Annotated in this window: 18 protein-coding genes and 1 pseudogene; 14 read left to right on the top strand and 5 right to left on the bottom strand. The window is 34.3% G+C overall.

Going from position 1 to position 16,231, the window contains the following annotated elements; all coding sequences use genetic code 11:
- Positions 1–157: 157 nt before the first annotated feature.
- From ACQVV1_RS04955 to ACQVV1_RS04970, 4 genes and pseudogenes are all read left to right on the top strand, one after another.
- Entirely contained in the window at positions 158–490 is a 333-nt protein-coding gene (locus ACQVV1_RS04955) for a PadR family transcriptional regulator (RefSeq protein WP_000107977.1), read from the top strand.
- Entirely contained in the window at positions 490–1,257 is a 768-nt protein-coding gene (locus ACQVV1_RS04960) for a DUF1129 domain-containing protein (RefSeq protein WP_431168670.1), read from the top strand. Before ACQVV1_RS04955 ends, ACQVV1_RS04960 begins: the two co-directional genes overlap by 1 nt.
- Before the next feature lie 13 nt (positions 1,258–1,270).
- Positions 1,271–2,032 (top strand): DUF1129 domain-containing protein, encoded by a 762-nt coding sequence (locus ACQVV1_RS04965; RefSeq protein ID WP_431168671.1) that lies wholly within the window; start codon positions 1,271–1,273, stop codon positions 2,030–2,032.
- A 12-nt stretch (positions 2,033–2,044) separates the two neighbouring features.
- A pseudogene (locus ACQVV1_RS04970) lies at positions 2,045–2,162 on the top strand (DNA-binding protein); the annotation flags it as partial.
- A 42-nt stretch (positions 2,163–2,204) separates the two neighbouring features.
- Here ACQVV1_RS04970 and ACQVV1_RS04975 read toward each other — a convergent pair.
- Complete coding sequence (locus tag ACQVV1_RS04975) at positions 2,205–2,822, bottom strand: ImmA/IrrE family metallo-endopeptidase (protein ID WP_431168672.1); 618 nt, start codon at positions 2,820–2,822, stop codon at positions 2,205–2,207.
- 177 nt (positions 2,823–2,999) lie between these two features.
- Between ACQVV1_RS04975 and ACQVV1_RS04980 the strand changes: the two genes are divergently transcribed.
- The 3 genes from ACQVV1_RS04980 to ACQVV1_RS04990 all read left to right on the top strand — a co-directional run bounded on the left by ACQVV1_RS04980 (position 3,000) and on the right by ACQVV1_RS04990 (position 5,165).
- Positions 3,000–3,293 (top strand): DUF3928 family protein, encoded by a 294-nt coding sequence (locus tag ACQVV1_RS04980; protein ID WP_431168673.1) that lies wholly within the window; start codon positions 3,000–3,002, stop codon positions 3,291–3,293.
- Between the two features lie 107 nt (positions 3,294–3,400).
- A complete protein-coding gene (locus tag ACQVV1_RS04985; protein ID WP_063223111.1) occupies positions 3,401–3,850 on the top strand; it encodes an NUDIX hydrolase in 450 nt (149 codons plus the stop codon).
- 139 nt (positions 3,851–3,989) lie between these two features.
- Positions 3,990–5,165: an acetyl-CoA C-acetyltransferase gene (locus ACQVV1_RS04990; protein WP_063223112.1), complete on the top strand. Its 1,176-nt coding sequence runs from the start codon at positions 3,990–3,992 to the stop codon at positions 5,163–5,165.
- A 30-nt stretch (positions 5,166–5,195) separates the two neighbouring features.
- On the opposite strand, the gene ACQVV1_RS04995 is transcribed toward ACQVV1_RS04990, so the two are convergent.
- Positions 5,196–5,948, bottom strand: a complete 753-nt coding sequence (locus tag ACQVV1_RS04995; RefSeq protein WP_431168674.1) for an AAA family ATPase — start codon at positions 5,946–5,948, stop codon at positions 5,196–5,198.
- A gap of 328 nt (positions 5,949–6,276) precedes the next feature.
- On the opposite strand from ACQVV1_RS04995, the gene ACQVV1_RS05000 reads away from it, so the two are divergent.
- On the top strand, positions 6,277–7,005 hold the full coding sequence (locus ACQVV1_RS05000) for a DUF4184 family protein (RefSeq protein WP_242252081.1): 729 nt from the start codon (positions 6,277–6,279) through the stop codon (positions 7,003–7,005).
- A gap of 37 nt (positions 7,006–7,042) precedes the next feature.
- Complete coding sequence (locus ACQVV1_RS05005) at positions 7,043–7,807, top strand: DUF5068 domain-containing protein (RefSeq protein ID WP_431168675.1); 765 nt, start codon at positions 7,043–7,045, stop codon at positions 7,805–7,807.
- Positions 7,808–7,853: 46 nt separating this feature from the next.
- Here ACQVV1_RS05005 and ACQVV1_RS05010 read toward each other — a convergent pair whose 3' ends face one another.
- Positions 7,854–8,285, bottom strand: a complete 432-nt coding sequence (locus ACQVV1_RS05010) for a DUF3997 domain-containing protein (protein ID WP_063223116.1) — start codon at positions 8,283–8,285, stop codon at positions 7,854–7,856.
- 132 nt (positions 8,286–8,417) lie between these two features.
- Here ACQVV1_RS05010 and ACQVV1_RS05015 point away from each other — a divergent pair, with 132 nt between their 5' ends.
- The 3 genes from ACQVV1_RS05015 to ACQVV1_RS05025 all read left to right on the top strand — a co-directional run bounded on the left by ACQVV1_RS05015 (position 8,418) and on the right by ACQVV1_RS05025 (position 9,728).
- Positions 8,418–8,873 carry an RDD family protein gene (locus ACQVV1_RS05015; protein ID WP_063223117.1) on the top strand — a complete coding sequence of 152 codons (456 nt, stop codon included), beginning with the start codon at positions 8,418–8,420 and terminating at the stop codon, positions 8,871–8,873.
- A gap of 182 nt (positions 8,874–9,055) precedes the next feature.
- The gene (locus ACQVV1_RS05020; RefSeq protein WP_097950693.1) at positions 9,056–9,154 is read left to right on the top strand and encodes a flagellar motor protein; all 99 of its coding nucleotides are present in this window, start codon (positions 9,056–9,058) and stop codon (positions 9,152–9,154) included.
- Positions 9,155–9,218: 64 nt separating this feature from the next.
- Complete coding sequence (locus ACQVV1_RS05025; RefSeq protein ID WP_060632108.1) at positions 9,219–9,728, top strand: SDR family NAD(P)-dependent oxidoreductase; 510 nt, start codon at positions 9,219–9,221, stop codon at positions 9,726–9,728.
- A gap of 69 nt (positions 9,729–9,797) precedes the next feature.
- On the opposite strand, the gene ACQVV1_RS05030 is transcribed toward ACQVV1_RS05025, so the two are convergent.
- Positions 9,798–10,898 carry an ABC transporter ATP-binding protein gene (locus ACQVV1_RS05030; RefSeq protein ID WP_063223120.1) on the bottom strand — a complete coding sequence of 367 codons (1,101 nt, stop codon included), beginning with the start codon at positions 10,896–10,898 and terminating at the stop codon, positions 9,798–9,800.
- Positions 10,899–11,160: 262 nt separating this feature from the next.
- On the opposite strand from ACQVV1_RS05030, the gene malL reads away from it, so the two are divergent.
- Entirely contained in the window at positions 11,161–12,837 is a 1,677-nt protein-coding gene (gene malL, locus ACQVV1_RS05035; RefSeq protein WP_199677476.1) for an oligo-1,6-glucosidase, read from the top strand.
- Between the two features lie 39 nt (positions 12,838–12,876).
- Here malL and ACQVV1_RS05040 read toward each other — a convergent pair whose 3' ends face one another.
- The gene (locus tag ACQVV1_RS05040; protein ID WP_431168676.1) at positions 12,877–14,637 is read right to left on the bottom strand and encodes an alpha-glycosidase; all 1,761 of its coding nucleotides are present in this window, start codon (positions 14,635–14,637) and stop codon (positions 12,877–12,879) included.
- Between the two features lie 324 nt (positions 14,638–14,961).
- Between ACQVV1_RS05040 and ACQVV1_RS05045 the strand changes: the two genes are divergently transcribed.
- Positions 14,962–16,221 carry an extracellular solute-binding protein gene (locus ACQVV1_RS05045; protein WP_063223123.1) on the top strand — a complete coding sequence of 420 codons (1,260 nt, stop codon included), beginning with the start codon at positions 14,962–14,964 and terminating at the stop codon, positions 16,219–16,221.
- Positions 16,222–16,231 lie beyond the last annotated feature (10 nt).

Genomic DNA, 16,231 nt, shown 5'->3' on the forward strand with positions numbered 1-16,231 from the left:
CTCTATTTAGAGAGGGTATAATAAAATTCCTGCAAACATTTGGAAAAATATTGTTAGCTATCTTGTTTTGCAAAATAGTCTCTGCTATACTATTTTGTAAAGCAAGATACTTACGCTTATCTATCTTGTAAAACAAGATAGTGGGAGGATTTGAATTATGTCGACAAGTCAAATGCTGAAAGGGATTTTAGAAGGATGTTTACTTGCTATTATTTCTGAAGGTGAAATATACGGTTATGAAATGAGTGAAAAGCTAGCGAAGTATGGCTTTACCATGGCAAGTGAAGGAAGTATTTATCCGTTATTAATACGGATGCAAAAGGAAGGATTAATAACAAGTGTAATGAAGGAATCTCCATCTGGCCCAAAGCGAAAATATTATACATTAACAGAAAAAGGTGAGGAAGCACTTGATGAATTTATGGATCGCTGGGAAGCGATGCAAAGTAGTGTGGAACGTCTACTTGAAGGGAAGGGGAGAAGAAAATAATGTTATCAAATGAAGCACGGAAGTTTTTATTAGATATGAGATTATTTTTGACCGCAAAGGGTGTGAAAGAAAGCGACATTGAGAGCTTTACCGAAGACGCAGAACTTCATTTAATAGAAGGTGAAAGTGATGGGAAAAGAGTAGAAGATATTTTCGGAAGCTCACCGAAAGAATATGCAAATGAACTTGTAAAAGTGATGGAAAAAGATAGACAGGAAACGTGGAAGCAAATTGGTTTTACAGTAATGAATATCGTATCTTTTTGGATTATTGCTTCTATCTTAATAGTGAATAACGGAATTCTACAGATTTCACTTATTCAGTGCATTGGCTATAGCTTTACATTGATCGTAGCTGTAATGGGGCCTAATTTTCTACTTCGTAAAATGACCTTCGTAACAAGCTTTACAAAAACATGGTTTTCTATGTGGTTTTTAGTCATGATTGCGCCAATGTTTTTAATAGGAGTTGTTACGATATTAGATGTAATATATCCTACCAAAATGTTTACATTCACCGAAATGCAAAGTTATATATTAGCTGGTGGGATTTTTATTATCACAGTGGCGATAAATATGTATTTTGAAGGATGGTTTAAAAACTTATATTTAATCATTCCGCTTTCGATTATGTTAGTGTTTAAAACATTTACATCAGAAGACCTCGTTCCAATATTATTTCAAATTATATGTTTATACGGAAGTTTGTTTATTTTAATTTTCCTTGAAATTATGATGAAGACAAATAGAAGAGAAGCGGTTAAATAAGGGAGGGGTTATCATGCAGATTTCTAAAGAAGGAAAAAAGTTTTTAATCGATACGAAAGTGTATTTAATAACAAAAGGAATTAAAGAAGAAGATGTGGACGCTTTTATAGAAGATGCAGAACTTCATTTAATAGAAGGCGAAAAAGAGGGGAAGACGGTAAGTGATATATTTGGTGATTCGCCAAAAGAGTATGCGGAAGAATTAGCGAAAGAGATGGAGAAGGATAAAGGCGGGAGTATAAAGAGTATTCTTGCGATGATAATTGGTATTGGTGGGTATTGGATATTAACTCATATTTTATTTAATAATCCGAATCAGCAATTCACACTAACAAATATACAGTTAATCGGCTATCCTATCGTCTTAATCATTACAATTATTGGAACAATTGTTGCATTTAGAATGTCTTCTTTTAAAAATAAGTTTGTAGAGTTCGGGATTATTTACGTAATAGTAATGGTTCCCATCTTATTATTAGTATTATTGATGTTTATTGATAAATGGTACGGTGCACCTATTTTGCAATTGTCGACAATACAAACATATATATTAGCAGCAAGTATCTTTTTATTACTTTTCGTTGGAGAAGTGTACGTTCTTGGTTGGATGGGTGTTTTAGTGCTAATTGTTCCTTTAGCGATTATGTTTATATTTAAAGAATTAGAAGGAAAAAATGTATTTTGGGGAATTGCAAAGATATTACTTATGTATGGAAGTATATATGGATTGATGAGATGGTCTTTAAGAATTGAAGAGAGAAAAAGTGTAAACTAGAAGTTCAATAAAAAGTGGCTGCTCTGGATATGCAAAAAAATTATTTCCAAAGAAATATTATATAGAGATTTTTAGAGTAATTGTATTTATGTTTAGTTGTATATTTGCATCCGTTGCAGCCGGAATTTAGTTTATTGATTGGAATATATTGTTTTAAACAGTAACAATGTCGTTACTGTTTTTTTCTTTGCAATAAAGAGCTTTGTAAAGAGAGTGCTTTTTGTTCGTTCGTTAATAGAGACTGAATATGAACATTTTCTGGGCGCGGGACTATCGGATACATAAGATTTGTTGGAGAAGGATGGTGCTCCGAACCAATTGGGGAATGAGGATCAGCGTGAGTAAGTTTTCCGTGAACACGTCTTGTAAATAAAATATGACCGATTTCGTGAGCGAGCGTATATATATTTTTTATGGGAGCAGCCGAGTTTGTTAAAACGATATACCCTGTAAGTTGCTGCTGTTTTGCTAAAGAGTAAGCACAGGCAATTACTGCTGTTTCTTTAAAATAATCACTGCCAATATAACAAATGTAAAGGTCGCATTCAGGAGCTTCATTTACACATGTTTGGAAAAAGGATGCTAATTTTTCCTGACTTTGAATAGAATTTTTATAACTAATTTCACGGTCAGAAAAACGGAAAAGCTCATTTAAAACAATTACTTCTTGAATTTGAAATGTAATGGGGTGCCAAATTGATTCTGCAACAGCTAAATCTTTTGCAATACGATCATCAGAAATATTGGCGCCTGGAGTAATGCAAATACATATATTGACGTATGGATCCATAAGGAACACCTCAACTGAAAAAATTCTTCCTATAATATATGTGGAAAAAAGGTGCTATGTATGGATAAACGCCTTTTTAATTACATGAATATATAGATGACAAGTCGAAAAATTTTCATAGTTCTATAACATGGTGTGGCTGTCTTTTTGATATAGTAAAGGAAAGGGGGAGAATATATGTATACATTAAAAATCGTTTCAGACAGAGAAGCACTTTATCAATTTGCAAGTTATGTAAGAGTTGTACAAGGGGTTGAAGATGTATATGTAGAGGTGGGAGAACCTTTATATGAACATCCTTTAATGAAGTTTTATGTACATATTAAGCTGAAAGAAACATATGAGCAGCATAAAGTTTTACAGGAAATAGCAAGATTGGTAGAATTAGGTCGTTTTACATATGTCCATTATCGTAATGATGAAATAGAAGAAGCTTTTGAAACTGTAAAATATGAAAGTTTTAAGAAATAAAGGTAAAAAAGGAGGCGGAAGCTTCCTTTTTTTCTTTAAAATTACATCAACAAAAGGAGAAAAATTTTGTTATGATAAGGGAGGGTGAGGAAAGGAGAGTTTACATATTGGGGTATATTGAAGAGTTACGCAAAGTCGTTGGTACAAGGCCGCTTATTCTAGTAGGGTCAGCAATTATTATCTTAAATGATAATCAAGAAGTATTGCTTCAATATCGTTCAGATACATATGATTGGGGTGTACCTGGCGGGGCGATGGAGTTAGGAGAAACGACAGAAGAAACTGCTCGCAGAGAACTATTTGAAGAGACGGGACTAAATGCGAAAATTATGCAATTTATCGGGGTTCTTTCGGGAAAAGAAGTGTACTTCCAATATCCAAATGGAGATGAAATTTTTAATGTCATTCATCTGTATCAGGGGCATCATGTGAGTGGGGAAGTTAAACTTGATCATGAAGGATTACAGCTTCAATATTTTCCAGTAGATAAGTTACCGAATTTGAATAAAACTACAGAGAAAATTTTACAAAAATTCCTATATGCATTAACAGAATAGAAGGGTAATTCCTTCTATTTTTATTATATTAAATATTTTGATTTTTTAGTATGTTTATAGTATGATAGTTGTAGACATACATCTTATGGAATTTCACCTAAAAACTGACTAGGGTACATAAGAGAGGGGCAAGTGCAAAATGCATAATGTTGTTATTACAGCTGCAGTTCGTTCGCCAATTGGAACTTTTGGAGGAGCGCTAAAAAATGTAACGCCAGTAGAATTAGCGGTTCCTGTACTTCAGGAAGCTGTAAAACGAGGCGGGGTAGAACCACATGAAGTTGATGAAGTGATTTTAGGTCATTGTATTCAAAGAACTGATGAAGCAAATACGGCGAGAACGGCTGCATTAGCGGCAGGATTTCCTGACACAGTTACGGGTTATACAATCCAACGCCAATGTTCTTCAGGTATGCAAGCAATTATGTCAGCTGCAATGCAAATTCAATTAGGTGTAAGTGATGTTGTTATTGCAGGTGGAGTAGAAGCAATGAGTTCAAGCCCTTATGCATTGAAACAGCACCGCTGGGGACAACGTCTACAACACGGAGAAATTCGTGATACGGTGTGGGAAGTGTTAGAAGATCCGATTCATCATATTATGATGGGGGAAACAGCGGAAAACTTAGTTGACCAATATGAAATTACAAGAGAGGAACAAGATGAAGTTGCGCTTCGCAGTCATACATTGGCACTGCAGGCAATCGAGTCTGGATACTTTGACGATCAAATTGTTCCTATTACGATAAAAGAACGTAGAAAAGAAGTAGTATTTTCGAAGGATGAACATCCACGTGCTGACATTACAGCGGAAAAATTAGCAGGGTTAAAACCAGCTTTCCGTAAAGATGGATCTGTAACGGCAGGGAATGCATCTGGTCTGAATGACGGAAGTGCGGTTCTAGTATTAATGAGCGAAGAAAAAGCGAAAGAAAAAGGCCTACAACCGTTAGCTAGAATTGTTGGCTATTCAGTAGCTGGAGTAGATCCAAAAATTATGGGTATTGGACCAGCACCAGCAATTCGTAAAGGATTAGAAAAAGTAGATTGGTCATTAGAAGATGCAGATTTACTTGAAATTAATGAAGCTTTCGCTGCACAATACCTAGCTGTAGAGAAAGAATTAGGTTTAGACCGTGAGAAAGTAAATGTAAACGGTAGTGGTGTAGGACTTGGGCACCCAATCGGTTGTACAGGAGCTCGTATCACTGTAAGTTTAATTCATGAATTGAAGAGACGCGGTTTAGAAAAAGGAATTGCCTCTCTATGCGTCGGCGGCGGTATTGGGGTAGCATTATTTATAGAAGCACTATAAAAAAGAAGCAGCAATCGCTGCTTCTTTTTTTTAAGAATCAAATAAATGATGGAATAATCGATCGCGATTTTCAAAGAAAAGTTTCGTCGTTTGGTAATGCTCTGTTTCTTCTAATGTGGATTCGTGAATCCCTTCTTGTGTTAAAGAATATATAGTGGATTCAGGATAAGCCATTAAAATAGGCGAGTGAGTCGCGATAACAAATTGTGAACCTTGTTCCGCTAATTCGTGCATTCGAATGAGCATGGAAAGTTGTCTCATCGGTGATAAAGCTGCTTCAGGCTCATCTAAAATATATAAACCTTGTCCTGAAAAACGGTTCATGAATAATGAAAAGAATGATTCACCGTGTGATTGTTTGTGTAGTGAGATACCACCATAGGAGTTGATAACTGGATTTCCACGTGCTTCTCTATCGGCATCTATTTCATCTATATAAGAAGCAACGTTATAAAATGATTCAGCGCGAAGAAAGAAACCGTCGTTTGGTGTATTGAAACTTTTGGAAATTCGAAGGTATTCATGTAAAGATGAATGTGAATCGTTTGTGCTAAAGCGGAAATTCCTTGTTCCACCTTCTGCATTAAATCCTAAAGCGATTGCAATTGCTTCGAGTAATGTTGACTTACCCGTTCCGTTTTCTCCAATAATGAATGTTACATTTGGATGGAAAGCTAGTGACTGTAATGTTCGGATAGCGGGTAAACAGTAAGGATATGCGGAGAAACTAGGGATATTTTCTTTTTTTAATGTGACATTTCTTAAAAAGGGTACGTCAATCAATATAAAAACCTCAATTCATAACGGATTTTGATTGTAACAAAGCAACAAATACAAGGGTAATAATGAAACCGACTAAGTCCGGAATGTATACTACTACTTTAAAATGCTTCCATAGAAAAAAGCCGATGTATGTACTTACATAGAAGATAAACGGAACAGGAAAAAAGACAAGTGTTAAGAATATGCAACGCCTTATTTTCTGAATATTTTATGTGGATTATAACATGTAAACTATCATATTCCAATGTGAAAATAAATATTGCATCAAGATCAATTCTCTCGTTATGATAGATGGTATTCTATTGAAAATATGAAGAGGAGTTACAACATGCCGTTTACATTTGCACATCCAGCAGCAATTCTTCCTTTTGCGAAAAAGCATTCTCAATATATTTCAGTAACGGCTCTTATATTAGGGAGTATGGCGCCTGACTTTGAATATTTTTTACACTTTAGACCGTATGGTGTTATTGGCCATACATGGCTTGGGTTCGTATATTTAAATTTACCGCTCGTATTTTTGTTAACATACATATATCATTACATTTTAAAAAAGCCGTTTATAACGCATTTACCTAAACCATTTGCTGGCTACTATATATATGCAGTAGATAAAAGGTGGGGGCTTCATACATGGAAGGATTTCTTTGTATTTTGCTATTCCGCTTTATTTGGTATGCTTACGCATGTCGTTTGGGATGCGTTTACTCATAACATGGGCTACTTTGTTATGAAAATACCATTTTTACAAAGAGAATTACATAGTATTCCAGTGTATAAATATATGCAACACGGGAGTACATGTGTTGGTTTATTATTACTAGTATACGTACTATGGAAGTATAAAGATGAAACAGGGAAAGATATTATTATAGCTTCAGAAAAAAGGAAGTATTGGATTTCGGCAATCATTGTGGCAACTATTACATTTATCGTTCACGCGTTCGTAAATCCCTATTTTCATATTTTCCAAATAGGGGGTATAATAGTATCTGGACTGACAAGTTCGTTTTGTGGACTTCTTATTGTTTCTATAGTTTACAAGGCTAGGGACTAATTTTATATTAATGAATGATAGTGTTAGGAGAAATTAAATGATGAAAGCATGGAAAAGTATTTTTGTTTTATGTAGTTTTCTTCTTATGTTAAGTGGTTGCTTCCATCAAGAAGAAAAGAAAGTTGAACCGAAGAAGAAAGAATCTATTCCTGAGACGAAAGAATATGGTGGGCGTGAGCTGAAAAAAGTAGGACAAAAAGTGAAAGAAACAGGATGGGGTACTTTTAAGTTAGAGCAGATTCATTCTGTAAATCAAACATTTGAAGTAGCACCAATGAAAATTCATGTACAAGAGGTGAAAGTAATCTCTTTATCACAGATGAGTGAAAAGGCAAAAAATACATTAAAAGTATATACGGCATTAACTCCTGAAGAAGTAAAGCGTAGATTAGGAGATAAAGTAAGTCAAGAAGATGCAGAATTATATGCATCGCTAAGTGGAACAGAGATTAGTGATACGATTCGTTACGTTGAAATTACATATAAGGTGGAAAATAGCGGGAATAAAAATATGCAATTTTTCTCTATGAATGATGTTGCGATTAACGATAAGCAACATTTTAAAGTAGCGACTCAAAACTTTTTATATGATGAGGATACGCTAGTTGGTACGAAAAATGTATCAAGAGAAGACTATAAGCCTGGTGAAACAAGAGATGGTATTGTCGGTTTAATACTTGATGATGGAAAAGAAAAGGTAAAGGATATTAAGTTTACAACAGATGGTGCAGTGGCAGGAGATACAGAAACACAAGATGTTGTAAAAGAGCCAGAAACTTTTAACATTCCACTTTCTGAGTAAGATGTTTTTAAAAACATGTAAGAAAAAACAGTCAGCACTTAAAATGTTATGCTGACTGTTTTTTCTGTTCTTTTATGTATGAATCTACATTTTGAAAAGGTACCTTAATTTTAAACGCATCTTTTTGTTCATTAAATTGCTTTTCATTATAGGGGCCGAAACGTTTATTATGCTTTACGTCAATAATCCAATAATGCTCACTTTTTTTATTTGCAATTGCAGCGTCAGGGTTATTCGGATCTGACTTTTCCTCGGTTTGTTTTGCAATAATGTATTTATCATCCCAAGCAATGTCTGTAATTTTTGCAGGAATGTATTGTGTGGCATATACAGCATCTTGTGATGGGAAAAGTTCAAATGCATTTCCAGAAGTACGTATGAGTTCGTATTCATCGTTAATCGTATAAGTTATATGATTTGTATTTCCAGCACAACCGGCTAATAGGAATGCGACGAATAGGATTATCCATTTTTTCAATATGGGAACCTCCTTTACAATGCTGTTGTAACACATTGTACAAGAAAAGTAAGAGAAACGCTAGTTTACAATGTTTTTTAGAAGTGGTACGATGAGACGGGTAAAGAAGGATATGAAGGAGTCGACATAAAAATGAAGTTAAAGATGCATCGTCCAGCGCTTGTAATGAATCGCATAGGTGCTTCCCTAATTGACATGTTTTTAATCTCGGTTATGTATGGTGCAGTAGTAGCTATTATGACCGGAAATTATAGTGCTATTTTTAATCGCTTTAATATTAGTTTTGGTGATTATAGATATGATCTTGCAGTAGTTTTTATATTAATGGCGATATATTTTATTTTGCTACCCTTTATTTGGAACGGTGTTACACTTGGTAAAAAGGTAACGAGAATAAAATTAATTTCATTGAAGAGTGAAAAGTTAACATTACAAACATTAACAATACGATTTTTTGTATTGTTATTACCAAACATATTACTACTTGGAATTCCGATATTATGTAACGTATATATGATGTTATTCCGCAAAGATAATTGTGGTTTTCAGGATTTAATTACAAAAACGAAAGTAATAAGTCTTGTATAACAAAAAAGAGACCTTTTTATATATAAAATAAGAAGGTCTTTCTTTATTATACAAATATATTTTAATTGATATATAATAAGGAAAAAGTTAATCCATATCATTTTTGAATTTAATAGATTGAAAATTAAGAAAATGTTATAATAATTGAAATAATATCTTTATATAATAAGGGGGAAATCGAAATGACTGGAGGTAGCGTAATCTTTTGGGGGATTTTAATTTTCATCGGTTTAGTTTTCGATCAGCGTAATAGTAAGAAAAAAGAAGGAGTAAAAGAGTAACCGCTTACAAGTGGATGCGCAACTTTTCTTGCTTGCAGACTAATCTCATAAAGGAGTATACTGAATGACGGTAAGACTTATAGAAGGGGTAATGAAAATGAAGCTTGCAGGAAAAGTTGCCATCGTAACTGGCGGCGGCATCGGTATTGGACGTAATACAGCTCTTTTGTTGGCTAAACAAGGCGCAAAAGTAATTGTGACGGACATTGATCAAGAAAGTGGACAAGCAACAGTAGAGGAAATTACGAATCTAGGCGGAGAAGCACTTTTTGTATCCTATGATATGGGAAAGCAAGGAGATTGGCAACGCGTTATCAGTATTACTTTGAATGCATTCAGCCGTATTGATATGCTTTTTCAAAATGCTGGTCTATATAAAATAGATTCTATTTTTTCACGCCAACAAGAGAACGATTCCAATGTACTTTGTATTAATGACGTATGGATAGAGATAAAACAATTAACGTCATCTTTTATGAAACAGCAAGAAGAAGTGGTGCTAAGTGATTTACCGATATTCGGCATTATTAGCACGAAAGGACAATCATTTCATACAGTTGAAGCCCTAGTATAATAATGAAAACCGCCCTCAGTATAAATGTGGACGGTTTTTTTGTGTGTTATTGTAGAAGGAAATTATTTTTTAACGAATACGTTGTTCAGTTTGACTATCAAAGAAATGTGCTTTATTCATATCGAATGCTAGTTTAATTTGGTCACCAGGTGAAAATGTATGTCTTGCATCAACACGTGCTGCAAAGTCTTGGTCTCCAAGTTTCATATATAAAATAGATTCAGCACCTAATAATTCAGCAACTTCGATTTTTGTTGTGAAAACAGTAGATTGTGAAGCTTCTAAAAATAATAGTTCATCATGAATGTCCTCAGGACGAATACCTAAAACGATGTCCTTATTTACATAGCCTTGTTCACGTAATAGTTTCATTTTTCCTTCAGTTACTTTGATTTTTATTACATTGTCTATAACGAAATCGGTTTCAGTTAATTTACCACGGAAGAAATTCATCGCTGGAGAGCCGATAAATCCACCAACGAAAATGTTTTCAGGTGTTTCATATACTTCTTTTGGAGTACCGATTTGCTGAATCTTTCCGTCTTTCATAACAACAAGTCGAGAAGCCATTGTCATTGCTTCAGTTTGATCATGCGTTACATAAATTGTTGTCGTTCCAAGGCGGTGGTGTAACTTAGAAATTTCTGATCGCATTGCAACACGGAGTTTTGCATCTAAGTTTGATAATGGCTCATCCATTAAGAACACTTTCGCGTCTCGAACAATTGCTCTACCTAACGCAACACGTTGACGTTGTCCACCCGATAACGCTTTCGGTTTTCTATCTAAATATTGTTCCAGTCCTAAAATTTTTGCTGCATCTTTCACACGACGATCGATTTCATCTTTTGGTATTTTTCTAAGTTTTAATCCAAACGCCATATTATCATACACACTCATATGTGGATATAGAGCATAGTTTTGGAAGACCATTGCGATATCGCGATCTTTTGGAGGGACATCATTCATTAGCTTACCATCAATTGAAAACTCTCCTTTTGAAATATCTTCAAGTCCAGCTACCATTCGTAATGTTGTAGATTTTCCGCATCCAGAAGGACCGACAAATACGATAAACTCTTTATCTTGAATGTGTAAATTGAAGTCTGTTACAGCTGTTACGTTATTATCATATATTTTATAAATATTTTCTAATTTCAGTTCTGCCATGGTATTTCCTCCTAGAAATAATTATGCAAACGTTTTCTTTGAGTTCATTATAAACTAATAGATTCAAAAAATAAACAAAAAAATAAAACGTTTTCATACATTAGAAGAATATTAGTAAATTTCTTATGTTTTCTTAGAAAAATAAGAATAAAAGTTGTAAGCGCTATTTTAAATTAAGATAGAATCTGTTATCATTCATTAATGAAAACGTTTGCGCCTTAAAAAAGAGAAAATCGAATTATTAATGAAATGGGGTAGCATAATGGAAAAACAGTGGTGGAAAGAAAGTGTAGTATATCAAATTTATCCTCGTAGCTTTATGGATAGCAACGGTGATGGTATTGGTGATCTTCGCGGTATTATTTCAAAGTTAGATTACTTAAAAGAATTAGGGATTGATGTAATTTGGTTATCGCCAGTCTATGAATCTCCAAATGACGATAATGGTTATGATATAAGTGATTATTGTAAAATTATGAATGAGTTCGGAACAATGGACGATTGGGATAAGCTATTACATGAAATGCATGAACGTAATATGAAACTTATGATGGACTTAGTTGTTAATCATACTTCTGATGAACATAATTGGTTTATTGAATCACGTAAATCAAAAGATAATAAATATAGAGATTACTATATATGGCGCCCTGGAAAAGAAGGAAAAGAGCCGAATAACTGGGGAGCAGCTTTTAGTGGATCAGCATGGCAGTATGATGAAATGACAGATGAATATTATTTACATCTGTTTTCTAAAAAACAGCCAGATTTAAATTGGGATAATGAAAAGGTAAGACAAGATGTTTATGAAATGATGAAGTTTTGGTTAGAAAAAGGAATTGATGGCTTCCGCATGGATGTTATTAATTTTATTTCTAAAGAAGAGGGGTTACCAGCTGTTGAAACAGAAGAAGAGGGGTATGTTTCAGGTCATAAGCATTTTATGAACGGTCCAAACATTCATAAATACTTACATGAAATGAATGAAGAAGTATTGTCTCATTATGATATTATGACGGTTGGTGAAATGCCTGGTGTAACGACAGAAGAAGCGAAATTGTATACCGGGGAAGAACGAAAAGAACTGCAGATGGTATTCCAATTTGAACATATGGATTTAGATTCAGGAGAAGGCGGAAAATGGGATGTAAAACCATGTTCACTCCTTACTTTAAAAGAGAATTTAACGAAGTGGCAAAAAGCATTAGAGCATGCAGGATGGAATAGTCTGTATTGGAATAACCATGATCAGCCTCGCGTTGTATCTCGTTTTGGTAATGATGGAATCTATCGTACTGAATCAGCAAAAATGTTAGCGACAGTTCTACATATGATGAAGGGAACGCCATATATTTATCAAGGAGAAGAAATTGGAATGACGAACGTTCGATTCGAATCAATTGATGAATATCGAGATATTGAAACATTAAATATGTATAAAGAAAAAGTGATAGACCATGGTGAAGATATAGAAAAAGTAATGGAATCTATTTATATAAAGGGTCGTGATAATGCTAGAACTCCGATGCAGTGGGATGATCAGAAACACGCTGGATTTACAACAAGTGAACCTTGGATTACTGTAAATCCTAACTATAAAGAGATTAATGTGAAACAAGCACTCCAAGACGAAGATTCAATTTTTTATTACTATAAGAAATTAATTGAGCTACGCAAAAATAATGAAATAGTTGTGTATGGATCATATGATTTAATATTAGAGAATAGTCCTTCTATTTTTGCATACGTAAGAACATATGGAGAAGAAAAACTTCTTGTTATTGCAAACTTTACTGCGGATGAATGTGTATTTGAATTACCTAAGGACATTGTTTATAGTGAATTAGAGTTATTAATACACAATTACGATGTAGAGAATGGACCGGTAGAAAGCATACCATTACGCCCGTATGAAGCAATGGTATTCAAATTGAAATAAGAAAAATCCTTATACCACTTCGGTATAAGGATTTTTTGGTTACCATTTTAATATGGAGAATCCATATGGAGGAAGTGTAACTTGTAATACACTTGCTTCCGCTGAAAATTCTTCGTCTGTATAAATGTTAATGATTTTCTTTCCGGTGACATGGAGAGGTAGTGAAGTTGTAATATCACTACCAGTCGGATTTAAAACGAAAAAGATAGTTTCATCTTCATATGTTTTCGTATAAGAAATATAATTATGTTCATCATTTGCTTCGATAAATTGGAAAGTACCATGTCCGCCAAATGCTTTATATTGCTTTCGTAATGAAATTAATGTTTGTACATGTGTAAATAATAGATGGTCTTGTTCTTTCGTGTCCCAAATCATACATTTGCGGCAATCTGGGTCCATACCGCCGTCCATACCAATTTCGTCTCCATAATAAATACAAGGAGAGCCGATGAAAGAAAGGTGGAATATATAAAGTAACTTTAACTTGTTTTTATCTCCATTACATGTTGTCAATATTCTCGGTGTATCATGACTGTCTAATAAATGAAATGCTGCTTCATTTACATTCATAGAGTAGGAATGTAGAGATTCTGTAATTTGTTTCATAAATTCATTTGCTTTAATGGAATCGTTAGCAAAGTAAGACAGTAGAGCATTTGTAACAGGATAGCTCATTACAGCATCAAATTGATCCCCTTGTAGCCATGGAAGTGCATCGTGCCAAATTTCGCCTAAAATATATACTTCAGGATTTAATGCCTTGATCTCACTCCGGAATTCTCTCCAAAAGCTATGGTCGACTTCATTTGCCACATCAAGGCGCCAACCGTCTATATTGAATTCTCTTACCCAATAACGCCCAACTTCAAGTAAGTATTCTTTTACATCCGGGTGTGCTGTATTTAATTTAGGCATATACGGTGTAAACGCGAAAGTATCATAATTCGGAAGTGGCTCAGTTCTAATTGGGAACTCATGAATATGGAACCACTCTTTATATGCTGACTGCTCACCATTTTCTAGTACGTCTTGAAATTTATCGAAAAAGTATCCACTATGATTAAATACGGCATCGAGCATTACTTTTATACCGTGTGTATGACATGCCTGAACGAGTTCTTTGAAAGTTTCTTTTGTACCAAATTGTGGGTCGATTTCCATGTAGTCGATTGTGTCATACTTATGGTTTGAATGTGCTTTGAAAATAGGTGTAAAATATATTCCAGAAATTCCAAGCTTAACAAGGTAATCAAGGTTTTGGATAATACCAGCAAAATCTCCTCCGAAAAAATTAGTTGGAGTTGGTTCAGTGCTGCCCCAAGGGAGGGTATTTTCTGGATTTAGTACACGATCTCCATTTGCAAATCGTTCTGGGAAAATTTGATACCAAACAGTATCTTTAATCCAGGAAGGCGCTTTGAATACATCATTTGCATGAATAAATGGAAAACAGAAAAAGTTACCAACGTCATCATTTGGAATGGTAGAAAAAAATCCTCGCTCTGCATAAATAAGAGTGTCTGCATCGTTTTTTAATTCGAATCCATAACGTAAGCGCTTAAATTTTGGCTCAATGGAAATGGACCAATAATCAAACAATGTAGTAGAACCAGTTTTTTTCATCGGTGTACTTGATGTAATCCATTTCCCGTCTTTCCATTCATAAGGATCACCGTAAATAAGAGTGGCGCTTTGAACATCGTCTTTTTTAGTACGTATTCGGATGTGAATCGTTTTTTCATCGTAAGCGTATGCATAATTATCTTTTGGCCTATGATAAATGGCTTCTTTAAGCATATAGAAAATCCCCCTTTACTATCTCCATGCATATTGTTCCCTTAAGTATAATAATAAAGTATATGTTGCAAACGATTGCTTTTTGCATAACTTTAATATTGCTTATAAGAGTAGTATTCATTTCATATAAAGTCAATATATAAAGAGTATAGTAAATAATATTTTTAAATTAATATTTGCAAAATGAATAAAAGAATGTATAATGATAGACAAATAGCGCAAACGTTTTCATAGATTGAGATATTGTTTGCGCTTCTATTAAACTATTCAATGCAAACGTTTTCAATTATTAAGGTACATATACAATTTAGGGAGGTTTTTGGGATGAAGAAAGCATTATCATTATTAACGGTTTCGGCATTATCAATTGGTATGTTATCTGCATGTGGGCCGAAAGATTCGGGAAAAAAAGAGGAAAGTAAAGCGAAGAAAGACTATGATCTTCTTGTTTGGGAAGATGATAAAAAAGGCGTTGGTTTAGAACCAGCAGTAAAAAGCTTTGAGGAAAAATATAAAGTAAAAGTAAAAGTTGTTGAAATGCAAATGACGGATCAAGTGAAGAAGTTACGTCTTGATGGACCAGCGGGGACGGGACCAGATGTTGTAACATTACCACATGATCAAATCGGAAACGCAGTAACAGAAGGTTTACTTTCTGAAGTGAAAGCTGATGATGCTGTAAAGAGTAAATTTACTGATTTATCAATACAAGCACAGACATATAACGGAAAATTATATGGTTTACCAAAAGCAATTGAGACACCAATCTTTATTTACAATAAAAAATTAATGCCAAAAGCACCAGAAACGATGGACGAGCTGTTTAACTTCTCAAAAGAATTTACCAAGGATGGCAAGTACGGATTTTTAACATTAGGAGATAACTTCTACTTTGCTAATGCATTCATGGCAGGTATGGGTGGTTATGTGTTTGGTGAAAAAGATGGAAAGCCAAATGCAAGTGATGTTGGATTAAATAATAGCGGAGCAGTGCAAGGTGCTGAATACCTTCAAAAATGGTACAAAGAAAAGTTATTCCCGAAAGGTATTATCGGTGAATCTGGTGGACCTGCTGCTGATGGACTATTCAATGAAGGGAAAGCAGCATCTATTATGAATGGACCATGGGCATTCCAAGCGATGGAAAAGAACGGAATTGATTATGGGGTTGCTCCAATGCCGAAATTACCAAATGGTCAACCAATGAAAACGTTTGTTGGGGTTAAAGGATGGCATGTAACAAGTTTCTCTAAAGAAAATGATTTAGCTACAAAATTCACTGAATGGGTAACGAATGAAGAAAACGCAAAAATTCGATTTGAGAAAACAAAAGAAATTCCTCCAGTAAAAGCAGTAATGGAAGATCCAATTATTAAAGATAATGAAGCTGCAAAAGCAGTTGCGACACAATCTGAAAATGGGATTCCAATGCCGAACATTCCAGAAATGCAAGAAGTATGGAAACCAGCTGGAGATGCGCTTCAATTAGTTGTTACGGATAAAGAGGCACCAAAAGCAGCGCTTGATAATGCAGTAAAGCAAATTAAAGGTAATATTGAGGCAAATCATAGTAAGAAAAAATAAGGTGAAATTC

Source organism: Bacillus basilensis (assembly GCF_050630465.1).
In the GTDB taxonomy this organism is placed as follows: Bacteria; Bacillota; Bacilli; order Bacillales; family Bacillaceae_G; genus Bacillus_A; species Bacillus_A basilensis.